This window comes from Pseudomonas sp. C5pp, from assembly GCF_000814065.1.
Lineage (GTDB): Bacteria > Pseudomonadota > Gammaproteobacteria > Pseudomonadales > Pseudomonadaceae > Aquipseudomonas > Aquipseudomonas asiatica.
The window spans coordinates 1-11,667 of record NZ_JWLN01000064.1 but is presented as its reverse complement, the minus strand read 5'-3'; the positions used below and the strand labels follow the sequence as shown (position 1 = coordinate 11,667).

The window sequence follows — 11,667 nt, the reverse complement described above, 5'->3', positions numbered from 1 at the left end:
TTTACCCGCGAAGAATGCGACGCGGTATCACGCCTTGAGCAGGTGCTTCCAGCCGCGGCTCTGATCCACCGCCCGAGCCTGCTCGATACGCGCTTCCAGCACTTCATCGCTGATCGGCTGTTCAGCCAGCTCATGCAGCTTCTTCAGGTCGCCATACAGGCGGTCCATCTGCGGCGCTTCCAGCACCTGACGAGCATGGTGCAGCCAGGCCAGCAGCTGCTCGATACGCGGCAGTTGCTCGGCCAGGTCTTCCGGCCGCTGGGTGTACAGCGGCAGCTTCAGCGCTCGGCCTTCTTCGCCCAGCAGGTGCGCCAGCCAGCTTGCCAGCTGCGCCTTGCCCTGGCGTTCGCCACGGCCTTTGCGCTCCACGGTCCAGGCACGGGCCAGCAGCCAGCGCGAGGTTTCCAGCGAGAACTGGCCCCAGCGCACGTCCTCCAGCTCTTCGGCGAACTGCTCGGGCGCGGCGCGGCGGATATCTTCGTCTTCGTTACCGGCCTGCACCAGCGGGCGCCAGTCTTCGAGCAAGGCGTCCAGGCTGCTGCGCAGGTCACGGGTGGTGGCGCGTGGCGCGGCCTGGCCCAGGCTGGCGGTAATGGCACGCAGCTCGCTCAGGCACTCGACCCAGTCCTGCAGCAAGCGCCAATGGCCGTTGTGGCGGTACTGCTCGGCCAGGCGCTGGCTGCTGCCCAGCAGTTGCCAGGCCAGTGCGGCGTAGGCGTCGTCCACGGCCATTTCGGCTTCCAGCTCGGTGTGCGGCAGGCCCAGCTCGTAGCTGTCCGGCTCCAGCAGGCGGTAGCCACGCTCGGCCTTGCTGATGTCACATGGCATCAGCGGCAGGCTGGCGGCCAGCTCGGCGGCCAGTTCCAGCAGTGCCTGCGGCTCACCTTCACGCAGTTCCAGTTCCAGCTCGCAGATTTCTTCCTTGCGCTTGCCGGCGATCACGAAACCCTGGTCCAGCGCGGCCTCGATCACCACCTTGCTCTTGCCACGGCCCCAGGCGATTTCGGCGTATTCACGGCTGAAGTCGGTGGTGAACAGCGGCTTGATGGTCTTTTTGTCCAGGTTGGCCAGTTGCGCGGGCCAGCAGCTGTCGTCGAGCTTCTTCAGGTCGAGCTTGACCTTGTCCAGCTGCCATTCATGCTCGTTGCGCTCGGACAGACCGGCCACACTGGTGCCGCGGCACTTGAGGGTCTGGATGATGGCCTCGCCATCGCGGCGCAGGCGCAGGGCGACACGGGCAGCAGAGAGCTCGCGCTCGGGAGTGTCGAAGTACTGGTTGAGCAGTTCGCGGGTCTGCCAGCCGGACTTGTTGCGCTTTTTCAGCAGAGGGTGCTCGCGCAGGGCGGCAAGGGTCTCGCGGCTGGCGCGGAGCTTGAGTTCGGTTTCTTTGTGCATCACAGGCTCGAAGGAGGGGCGTGGTTGCCCAGCAGTCTACAGGAGTCGGCTCTCGTCTGTTGGATCGTGGAGGCTTCTTCGCGGGTGAACCCGCTCCCACAGGTCCTGTGCTGCCCTCAGGTGCGGCGCTTTCCCTGTGGGAGCGGGTTTACCCGCGAAGAAGCCCACACGGTTGGACGGCATTGCTATGATGGGCAACGCTTCCGAGGAGTACGCGCATGCCGTTGCCGACGCTGAAAGACCAGTTCGCCGCCCTGATCGCCGCGCCCTCGGTCAGTTGCACCCAGCCTGCGCTGGACCAGTCCAATCGCCAGGTCATCGACCTGCTGGCCGGTTGGTTGGGCGACCTGGGTTTCAAGTGCGACATCCAGCAGGTCAGCCCCGGCAAGTTCAACCTGCTGGCCAGCCGTGGCACCGGCCCGGGTGGCCTGGTGCTGGCGGGGCACAGCGACACGGTGCCCTACGACGAACAGCTGTGGGCCAGCGACCCGCTGAAACTGACCGAAACCGACGGCCGCTGGGTCGGCCTGGGCAGCTGTGACATGAAGGGTTTCTTCGCCCTGGTCATCGAAGCGGTCATCCCATTGCTGGAGCACGATTTCAAGCAGCCGCTGCTGATCCTCGCTACCTGTGACGAAGAAAGCTCCATGTCCGGGGCCCGTGCCCTGGCCGAGGCTGGCCAGCCGCTCGGCCGTGCGGCGGTGATCGGCGAGCCCACCGGGCTGCAGCCGATCCGCATGCACAAGGGCATCCTCATGGACCGCATCGACATCCTCGGGCGCAGCGGCCACTCCTCGGACCCAAGCCTGGGCCGCAGCGCCATGGAGGCCATGCACGCAGTGATGGGCGAGCTGATGGGCCTGCGCCAGCAATGGCAGCAAACCTACCGCAACCCGCAGTTCACCGTACCGACCCCAACCATGAACTTCGGCTGCATTCACGGCGGCGACAACCCCAACCGCATCTGCGGCCAGTGCGCCCTGGAGTTCGACCTGCGTCCGCTGCCAGGCATGGATGTGGAGCAACTTCGCGCGGCCATTCGCGCCAAGCTGATGCCGGTGGCAGAGCGCTTTGAGGTGCGCATCGACTATGCGCCGCTGTTCCCGGAGGTGCCGCCGTTCGAGCAGGCAGCCGACGCCGAGTTGGTGCAAGTGGCGGAGCGCCTGACCGGCCATCGCGCCGAAGCGGTGGCGTTCGGCACCGAAGCGCCTTATCTTCAGCAACTGGGTTGCCAGACCATCGTGCTGGGCCCCGGCGACATCGCCTGTGCTCACCAGCCCGGCGAATACCTGGAAATGTCACGAATCGAGCCTACCGTGCGTCTATTGCGTGACCTGATCCGGCACTATTGCCTGGACTAAACGTCAACCGAACTGTTTCGTTCCTGCCTAGAGGAGACCGCGCGTGACCGCAAGCCTGTTCCGACGATGATCCTGAACGCCCCCTGTATCGCCGTTCTCCGTCCACTTATCCACAGGCCCTGTCATGCCCGACTACGTCAACTGGCTGCGTCATGCCTCCCCGTATATCAATGCCCATCGCGACTGCACCTTCGTGGTCATGCTCCCTGGCGATGGGGTGGAACACCCTAATTTCGGCAACATCGTCCACGACCTGGTGCTGCTGCACAGCCTGGGCGTGCGCCTGGTGCTGGTGCATGGCTCGCGCCCGCAGATCGAAAGCCGCCTGGCTGATCGCGGCTTGACCCCGCACTACCACCGTGGCCTGCGCATCACCGATGCCGCCACCCTGGATTGCGTGATCGATGCCGTCGGCGCCCTGCGCCTGGCCATCGAGGCACGCCTGTCGATGGACATCGCCGCTTCGCCGATGCAGGGTTCGCGCCTGCGCGTGGCGTCCGGCAACCTGGTCACGGCGCGGCCGATCGGCGTGCTCGAAGGCGTGGACTACCACCACACCGGCGAAGTGCGCCGGGTCGACCGCAAGGGCATCAGCCGCCTGCTCGACGAGCGCTCCATCGTGCTGTTGTCACCGCTGGGCTACTCGCCCACGGGGGAAATCTTCAACCTGGCCTGTGAAGACGTGGCCACCCGCGCCGCCATCGAACTGGGTGCCGACAAGCTGCTGCTGTTCGGTGCCGAGCCGGGCCTGCTGGATGCCGATGGCAAGCTGGTGCGTGAGCTGCGCCCGCAGCAGGTTGCCCCGCATCTGCAGCGCCTGGGCAGCGATTACCAAGGCGAATTGCTGGATGCCGCGGCCGAAGCCTGCAAAGGCGGCGTGGCGCGCAGCCATATCGTCAGTTATGCCGAGGACGGCGCCTTGCTGACCGAGCTGTTCACCCGTGGCGGTGGCGGCACGCTGGTGTCGCAGGAGCAGTTCGAAGTGGTACGCGAGGCGACCATCGAGGACGTGGGCGGTTTGCTGGAGCTGATCAGCCCGCTGGAAGAGCAGGGCATCTTGGTGCGCCGTTCGCGTGAGGTGCTGGAGCGGGAGATCGAGCAGTTCAGCGTGGTCGAGCGCGAAGGCATGATCATCGCCTGTGCGGCGTTGTACCCGATTGCCGACTCCGACGCCGGCGAACTGGCGTGCCTGGCGGTGAACCCGGAGTACCGCCATGGCGGGCGTGGCGACGAGCTGCTGGAGCGCATCGAAAGCCGGGCGCGACAGTTGGGGCTGAACACCCTGTTCGTGCTGACGACGCGTACCGCGCACTGGTTCCGCGAACGCGGGTTTGCGCCGAGCGGGGTCGAGCGGTTGCCAGCGGCGCGGGCTTCGCTGTACAACTACCAGCGTAATTCGAAGATTTTCGAGAAACCCTTGTAAACCTGTACTGGCCTCTTCGCGGGTGAACCCGCTCCCACAGGATCTTCACCGGACTGAGGCCGGCGCGGTCCCTGTGGGAGCGGGCAAGCCCGCGAAGCAGTCGACACCGATCGAACAAAAACGCCGCCCTTGTGGGCGGCGTTTTCGTTTACACGGTATGCAGGTACCAGTTGTACTCGAGGTCGGAGATCGAGTGCTCGAACTCCTCCAGCTCGCTCTCCTTGCACGCGACGAAGATGTCGATGTACTTCGGATCGATGTACTTGTTCAGGATCTCGCTGTCGTCCAGCTCGCGCAGGGCATCGCGCAGGTTGTTCGGCAGGCTCTGCTCCAGTTGCTCGTACGAGTTGCCTTCGATCGGCTCACCCGGTTCTACCTTGTTGGTCAGGCCATGGTGCACGCCGGCCAGCACGGCGGCCATCATCAGGTACGGGTTGGCGTCGGCACCAGCCACGCGATGCTCGATGCGTACGGCGTCCGGCGAGCCGGTCGGCACGCGCAGGGCCACGGTGCGGTTGTCCAGGCCCCAGCTTGGCGCGTTCGGTACATAGAACTGCGCGCCGAAGCGGCGGTAAGAGTTGACGTTCGGGCAAAGGAACGCCATGGACGCGGGCAGGGTCTCGAGCACACCGCCGACAGCGTGACGTAGCGCGGCGTTCTGCTCGGGATCCTCGCTGGTGAAGATGTTGTTGCCATCTTTGTCCAGCACGGAAATGTGTACATGCAGGCCGTTGCCTGCCTGGCCCGGGTAGGGCTTGGCCATGAAGGTGGTGTCCATCTCATGGTCGTAGGCGATGTTCTTGATCAACCGCTTGAGCAGTACCGCATAGTCGCAGGCCTTGAGCGGGTCGGCCACGTGGTGCAGGTTGACTTCGAACTGCGCCGGGGCGCTTTCCTTGACGATGGCGTCGGCCGGGATGCCTTGCTCCTTCGCGCCTTCCAGGATGTCCTGCAGGCAGTCGGCGTATTCGTCGAGGTCGTCGATCAGGTACACCTGGGTCGACTGCGGGCGCTTGCCCGAAATTGGCGAGCGCGGCGGCTGCGGGCGACCGTTCACGTTTTCCTGGTCGATCAGGTAGAACTCCAGCTCGAACGCGGCGCAGATGGTCAGGCCCAGTTCGTCGAACTTGCTCACCACCTGACGCAGCACTTCACGCGGGTCGGCGAAGAACGGCTCGCCTTCGAGCTCGTGCATGGTCATCAGCAGCTGAGCGGTAGGGCGCTTTTGCCACGGCTCGTTACAGAGGGTGTCAGGGATTGGATAGCAGATGCGGTCAGCATCGCCGATGTCCAGGCCCAGCCCGGTGCTTTCAACGGTGGAGCCGTTGATGTCCAGGGCGAAGAGGGAGGCAGGCAGGTTGATGCCTTTCTCGTAAACCTTGTGGAGGCTGGTGCGCTCTATGCGCTTGCCACGCACCACACCATTCATATCTGCAATCAGAAGGTCAACGTAGAGAACCTCAGGATGTTCCTTAAGGAACGCGTTCGCTTCGTTAAGCTGAACGGCACGCGGGGGTACCGACATGATGCAACACCTTTGTTGTTAAAAATATCAATCAAGGGGGGCTTGCAAGACCAGTCAATCGAAAAGACAAACTGATGTCAAGCCAACCCCATGATGCCCTGAAATGGCACATCGACGGCAGATTTGCTGCATATCGGGGCAAGCCATTATCCGCTATTTCCCTCGCAAAGGGCTATCTCCGACCAACCGTGTTTTATTTTTTACGGAGGTGTTGTGTAAAAAAATGAACAAGGCTAAGCTCGGTCTCAACCCAGAACACAATAATACGAGGGTCACATGGTCCGCTTGCCGAGACCTGAAAGTACTGCCTGCGCAGTGCCATCGGGTACATCCGTCATTTTTGCAAGCTTCGTCAACGGCGTGGCCGCCCTGGCCGCAATAATTGACGTTTGGTGCTCCCGGACCTGCCCTCGCAGCGGCTTGCCGCCCTTCGTTTCGTCTTCCTGCCTTTCGAACTCATTACGGACACACTTTTTTTCAGTGTATCCACTGCGGCTCTGCGCGGGGGTTTTTGCTTTAGCAATGTACTCCATCCAGAATCAGTGCGCGGACCACCTTACCTCCTGAGGTATTTATGAGTAACAACCTCGACCAGCTCACCGATTGGTTGAAAGAGCACAAGATCACCGAAGTCGAATGCATGATCAGTGACCTGACCGGCATCACGCGCGGCAAGATTTCGCCTACCAACAAGTTCATCGCCGAAAAAGGCATGCGCCTGCCCGAGAGCGTGCTGCTGCAGACCGTGACCGGCGACTACGTCGACGACGACATCTATTACGAACTGCTGGACCCGGCAGACATCGACATGATCTGCCGCCCCGACGAGAACGCCGTGTTCCTGGTGCCATGGGCCATCGAGCCGACCGCCCAGGTGATCCACGACACCTACGACAAGAAGGGCAACCCGGTCGAACTTTCGCCGCGCAACGTGCTGAAGAAAGTCCTCAAGCTCTACGCCGACAAGGGCTGGCAGCCGATCGTCGCGCCGGAGATGGAGTTCTACCTGACCAAGCGCAGCGAAGACCCGGACTTCCCGCTGCAGCCCCCGGTAGGCCGTTCGGGCCGCCCGGAAACCGGCCGCCAGTCGTTCTCGATCGAAGCCGCCAACGAATTCGACCCGCTGTTCGAAGACGTCTACGACTGGTGCGAACTACAGCAGCTGGACCTCGACACGCTGATCCATGAAGACGGCACGGCGCAGATGGAGATCAACTTCCGTCATGGCAACGCCCTGCACTTGGCCGACCAGATCCTGGTGTTCAAGCGCACCATGCGCGAGGCCGCGCTCAAGCACAATGTGGCCGCCACCTTCATGGCCAAGCCCATGACCGGCGAGCCAGGCAGTGCCATGCACCTGCACCAGAGCGTGGTCGACGTGGCCACCGGCAAGAACATCTTCAGCAACGACGACGGCAGCATGAGCGAACTGTTCCTGCACCACATCGGTGGCCTGCAGAAGTTCATCCCCGAGGCGTTGCCGCTGTTCGCTCCCAACGTCAATTCGTTCCGTCGCTTCCTGCCCGACACCTCGGCGCCGGTGAACGTGGAGTGGGGCGAGGAAAATCGTACCGTCGGCCTGCGCGTGCCGGACGCCGGCCCGCAAAGCCGCCGGGTCGAGAACCGCCTGCCAGGCGCCGACGCCAACCCATACCTGGCCATCGCCGCCAGCCTGCTGTGTGGCTACATCGGCATGGTCGAAGGCATCGACGCCAGCGCGCCGGTGCAGGGCCGTGGCTACGAACGCCGCAACCTGCGCCTGCCACTGACCATCGAAGATGCCCTGGAACGCATGGAAAACAGCCGTGCACTGGTGCAGTACCTGGGCAAGAAGTTCATCACCGGCTACGTCGCCACCAAGCGCGCCGAGCACGAGAACTTCAAGCGAGTCATCAGTTCCTGGGAGCGTGAGTTCCTGCTGTTTGCTGTCTGATCAACTTGGTGCCGCAGGACGCGGCTGTCGAACAACGGAGAAGCACATGAGCGTCAACAACCCGCAAACCCGTGAATGGCAAACCCTGAGCGGGGAGCATCACCTCGCGCCCTTCAGCGACTACAAGCAGCTGAAGGAGAAGGGGCCGCGCATCATCACCAAGGCCCAGGGTGTGCATTTGTGGGATAGCGAGGGGCACAAGATCCTCGACGGCATGGCTGGCCTGTGGTGCGTGGCAGTGGGCTATGGCCGTGAAGAACTGGTGCAGGCGGCAGAAAAGCAGATGCGCGAGCTGCCGTACTACAACCTGTTCTTCCAGACTGCCCACCCGCCTGCGCTGGAACTGGCCAAGGCGATCTCCGACGTGGCGCCGCAAGGCATGACCCATGTGTTCTTCACCGGCTCCGGCTCCGAAGGCAACGACACCGTGCTGCGCATGGTCCGCCATTACTGGGCGCTGAAAGGCAAGCCACAGAAGCAGACCATCATCGGCCGCATCAACGGCTACCACGGCTCCACCGTGGCTGGCGCCAGCCTGGGCGGCATGAGCGGCATGCACGAGCAGGGCGGCCTGCCGATTCCTGGCATCGTGCATATCCCGCAGCCTTACTGGTTCGGCGAAGGCGGCGACATGACCCCGGACGAGTTCGGGGTGTGGGCGGCCGATCAGCTGGAGCAGAAAATCCTCGAAGTCGGCGAAGACAACGTCGCCGCCTTTATCGCCGAGCCGATCCAGGGCGCCGGCGGCGTGATCATCCCGCCGGAAACCTACTGGCCGAAGGTGAAGGAGATCCTCGCCAAGTACGACATCCTGTTCGTCGCCGACGAAGTGATCTGCGGTTTCGGCCGTACCGGCGAGTGGTTCGGCTCCGACTACTACGACCTCAAGCCCGACCTGATGACCATCGCCAAGGGCCTGACTTCCGGTTACATCCCCATGGGCGGTGTGATCGTGCGTGACACCGTGGCCCAGGTACTCAGCGAAGGCGGCGACTTCAACCACGGCTTCACCTACTCCGGCCACCCGGTAGCGGCGGCGGTGGGCCTGGAAAACCTGCGCATCCTGCGCGACGAGAAAATCGTCGAGAAGGCGCGCACCGAAGCGGCACCTTATTTGCAAAAGCGTTTGCGTGAGCTGCAGGACCACCCTCTGGTGGGCGAGGTACGCGGCCTGGGCCTGCTCGGCGCGATCGAGCTGGTCAAGGACAAGGCCACCCGCAGCCGTTACGAAGGCAAGGGCGTAGGCATGATCTGCCGCACCTTCTGCTTCGAAAACGGCCTGATCATGCGCGCAGTGGGTGACACCATGATCATTGCGCCGCCGCTGGTGATCAGCCATGCAGAGATCGACGAACTGGTGGAAAAGGCACGCAAATGCCTGGACCTGACGCTCGAAGCGATTCGTTGACAGTTTGCTAGGCTAGCGATGTGACATTAAGACGTTACAAGGCCCTGCTTTCCTTGATACAGAGCCTTGTAACTTGCCAGACTAGCGACTGTTTCAGTCGCCGCGCGCTCTGCACTGTAGGTCCTGGCTGCTGAACAGATGGCTAAATAAAAAATTCTGGAGCATTACGCATGAATAAATTGGGCAAGACGTTGCTGGCCACCGCCCTGATGGGTGCCATGGCTACCGCTGTTCAGGCTGAAGACAAGGTGTTGAACGTCTACAACTGGTCGGACTACATCGCTCCGGACACTATCGCCAAGTTCGAGAAGCAGTCGGGCATCAAGGTCAAGTACGACGTCTTCGACAGCAACGAAACCCTCGAGGCCAAACTGCTGGCCGGCAAGTCCGGCTACGACATCGTGGTGCCGTCCAACAACTTCCTGGCCAAGCAGATCAAGGCTGGCGTGTATGAGGAACTGGACCGCTCCAAGCTGCCGAACTGGAAGAACCTCGACCCTGACCTGCTCAAGGCCGTTGGCGATGCCAGCGACAAGGACAACAAGCACGCCTTCCCGTACATGTGGGGCTCGATCGGTATCGGCTACAACCCGGAGAAGGTCAAGGCCGCGCTGGGCGTGGACAAGATCGACTCGTGGGACGTGGTGTTCAAGCCTGAGAACATCGCCAAGCTCAAGAGCTGCGGCGTGAGCTTCCTCGATGCCCCGACCGAAATGCTCCCGGCTGCGCTGCACTACCTGGGCCTGCCGACCGACAGCACCAAGAAGGAAGACCTGAAGGCCGCCGAGGACCTGTTCCTCAAGATCCGTCCTTCGATCACCTACTTCCACTCGTCCAAGTACATCGGCGACATGGCCAACGGCAACATCTGCGTAGCTGTCGGTTACTCGGGTGACCTGGAGCAGTCCAAGGCCCGTGCCCACGAAGCCGGCGACAAGGTGAAGGTGGACTACGTCATTCCGAAGGAAGGTGCCGGTACCTTCTACGACATGGTCGCCATCCCCAAGGATGCCGAGCATAAAGACGCTGCCTACCAGTTCATGAACTTCCTGATGCAGCCGGAAATCATGGCCGAGATCACCAACGCCGTGCGTTTCCCGAACGGCAACGCTGCCGCCACCCAGTTCGTGGACAAGGAAATCACCAGCGATCCGAGCATCTATCCGCCAGCTGAAGTGAAGAAGCAGCTGTACGCGATCGCTGCGCCTGAAGCGTCTGCCCAGCGTGTGATCACCCGCAGCTGGACCAAGATCAAGTCGGGCAAATAAGCCCGATGCGGTACCTCTGGGCCGGGGAATCCCGGCCCAGAGCCAGTGAAAGGCAATTGATGATTGCGGCATCGAAGCTGCGAAGGTAAGTTGCGCGCCGGTTTTGCGTGTGCGGCAGCATTGTCGCTACCCAGGCACTGATTGTGAGGACCACCCACTTGTCCATTTCTGTATTCCGCAAGGCCTTGATGGCTGGAGCGGGCCTGACGCTGGCATGCAGCGTCCAAGCGGCGCCTACGGTGCACTTCTACAACTGGTCCGACTACATCGGCCCGACCACACTCGCGGACTTCGAGAAAGCCACGGGCATCAAGCCCGTGCAAGATGTGTTCGATTCCAACGAAACCCTGGAAGGCAAGCTGCTGGCCGGCAATACCGGCTATGACGTGGTAGTGCCGTCCAACCATTTCCTCGGCAAGCAGATCAAGGCGGGCGCGTTCCAGAAGCTCGACAAGAACCTGCTGCCCAATTATTCCAACCTGGACCCGGCGCTGATGAAGCGCCTGGAAAGGAACGACCCGGGCAACCAGTACGCCGTGCCTTACCTGTGGGGCACCAACGGCATCGGTTACAACGTCGACAAGGTGAAGGCCGCGCTGGGCGTGGACACCATCGACTCCTGGGCGGTGCTGTTCGAGCCCGAGAACATGAAGAAGCTCGCCAAGTGCGGCGTGGCCTTCCTCGATTCGGCGGACGAAATGCTGCCGGCGGTGCTCAACTACATGGGGCTGGACCCCAACAGCACCAATGCCAAGGACTACCAGGCCGCCGAGAAGAAACTGCTGGCGGTACGCCCGTACGTGACCTACTTCCACTCGTCCAAGTACATCACCGACCTGGCCAACGGCGACATCTGCGTCGCGGCAGGTTTCTCGGGTGATGTGTTCCAGGCCAAGACCCGCGCTGAAGAAGCGAAGAAGGGCGTGAACCTGGCCTACGCCATTCCCAAGGAAGGCGGCAACCTCTGGTTCGACGTGCTGGCGATTCCCAAGGACGCCAAGAACGTCAAAGAGGCGCATGCCTTCATCAACTATTTGCTGAAGCCTGAGGTTATCGCCCAGGTCAGTGATTACGTCGGTTACGCCAACCCGAACCCCAAGGCTGGCGACCTGATGGACCAGGCCGTGAGGACTGACGCCGCGGTTTACCCACCGCAGGAAGTGCTGAACAAGATGTTCGTGAATTCAGAGTTGCCACCCAAGGTGCAACGGCTGATGACCCGTAGCTGGACCAAGGTCAAGTCGGGCAAGTAAAAATCCAGGCCCGTGGCGGCACCTGTAGAACAGGGCTCGCGGGCACAAAAATCTTGTTGGGAGTTTCACTCATGGCAGTTGCCTCCGGTGCCTATAAAAAA

General features: G+C 62.2%; 9 protein-coding genes. 6 read left to right on the top strand and 3 right to left on the bottom strand.

Annotated elements, in window-relative coordinates:
* Positions 1-27 precede the first annotated feature (27 nt).
* The gene (locus RR51_RS27900; protein ID WP_003259352.1) at positions 28-1,395 is read right to left on the bottom strand and encodes a CYTH domain-containing protein; all 1,368 of its coding nucleotides are present in this window, start codon (positions 1,393-1,395) and stop codon (positions 28-30) included.
* Positions 1,396-1,613: 218 nt separating this feature from the next.
* Here RR51_RS27900 and argE point away from each other — a divergent pair, with 218 nt between their 5' ends.
* Both argE and argA read left to right on the top strand, forming a co-directional pair.
* Positions 1,614-2,756, top strand: a complete 1,143-nt coding sequence (gene argE / locus RR51_RS27895; protein ID WP_039615412.1) for an acetylornithine deacetylase — start codon at positions 1,614-1,616, stop codon at positions 2,754-2,756.
* Between the two features lie 124 nt (positions 2,757-2,880).
* Positions 2,881-4,179, top strand: a complete 1,299-nt coding sequence (argA, locus tag RR51_RS27890; RefSeq protein ID WP_013974710.1) for an amino-acid N-acetyltransferase — start codon at positions 2,881-2,883, stop codon at positions 4,177-4,179.
* 148 nt (positions 4,180-4,327) lie between these two features.
* Here argA and RR51_RS27885 read toward each other — a convergent pair whose 3' ends face one another.
* Together RR51_RS27885 and RR51_RS27880 are read right to left on the bottom strand one after the other, a co-directional pair.
* Positions 4,328-5,704 (bottom strand): glutamine synthetase family protein, encoded by a 1,377-nt coding sequence (locus tag RR51_RS27885; protein WP_003259348.1) that lies wholly within the window; start codon positions 5,702-5,704, stop codon positions 4,328-4,330.
* Positions 5,705-5,976: 272 nt separating this feature from the next.
* Positions 5,977-6,237 carry a hypothetical protein gene (locus RR51_RS27880; RefSeq protein ID WP_039615411.1) on the bottom strand — a complete coding sequence of 87 codons (261 nt, stop codon included), beginning with the start codon at positions 6,235-6,237 and terminating at the stop codon, positions 5,977-5,979.
* Positions 6,238-6,278: 41 nt separating this feature from the next.
* On the opposite strand from RR51_RS27880, the gene RR51_RS27875 reads away from it, so the two are divergent.
* The 4 genes from RR51_RS27875 (at position 6,279) to RR51_RS27860 (ending at position 11,566) form a co-directional block, all read left to right on the top strand.
* Positions 6,279-7,637 (top strand): glutamine synthetase family protein, encoded by a 1,359-nt coding sequence (locus tag RR51_RS27875; protein WP_013974708.1) that lies wholly within the window; start codon positions 6,279-6,281, stop codon positions 7,635-7,637.
* A gap of 46 nt (positions 7,638-7,683) precedes the next feature.
* Positions 7,684-9,045, top strand: a complete 1,362-nt coding sequence (locus RR51_RS27870) for an aspartate aminotransferase family protein (RefSeq protein ID WP_023660779.1) — start codon at positions 7,684-7,686, stop codon at positions 9,043-9,045.
* Positions 9,046-9,215: 170 nt separating this feature from the next.
* Complete coding sequence (locus RR51_RS27865; protein ID WP_039615410.1) at positions 9,216-10,313, top strand: polyamine ABC transporter substrate-binding protein; 1,098 nt, start codon at positions 9,216-9,218, stop codon at positions 10,311-10,313.
* A gap of 158 nt (positions 10,314-10,471) precedes the next feature.
* Positions 10,472-11,566 (top strand): polyamine ABC transporter substrate-binding protein, encoded by a 1,095-nt coding sequence (locus RR51_RS27860; protein WP_015272218.1) that lies wholly within the window; start codon positions 10,472-10,474, stop codon positions 11,564-11,566.
* Positions 11,567-11,667: the final 101 nt, after the last annotated feature.

Bases quoted from the DNA above. Each gene is read 5' to 3' on its own strand.
- RR51_RS27900 (WP_003259352.1), bottom strand. From the start codon at position 1,395: ATGCACAAAGAAACCGAACTCAAGCTCCGCGCCAGCCGCGAGACCCTT.
- argE (WP_039615412.1), top strand. From the start codon at position 1,614: ATGCCGTTGCCGACGCTGAAAGACCAGTTCGCCGCCCTGATCGCCGCG.
- argA (WP_013974710.1), top strand. From the start codon at position 2,881: ATGCCCGACTACGTCAACTGGCTGCGTCATGCCTCCCCGTATATCAAT.
- RR51_RS27885 (WP_003259348.1), bottom strand. From the start codon at position 5,704: ATGTCGGTACCCCCGCGTGCCGTTCAGCTTAACGAAGCGAACGCGTTC.
- RR51_RS27880 (WP_039615411.1), bottom strand. From the start codon at position 6,237: ATGGAGTACATTGCTAAAGCAAAAACCCCCGCGCAGAGCCGCAGTGGA.
- RR51_RS27875 (WP_013974708.1), top strand. From the start codon at position 6,279: ATGAGTAACAACCTCGACCAGCTCACCGATTGGTTGAAAGAGCACAAG.
- RR51_RS27870 (WP_023660779.1), top strand. From the start codon at position 7,684: ATGAGCGTCAACAACCCGCAAACCCGTGAATGGCAAACCCTGAGCGGG.
- RR51_RS27865 (WP_039615410.1), top strand. From the start codon at position 9,216: ATGAATAAATTGGGCAAGACGTTGCTGGCCACCGCCCTGATGGGTGCC.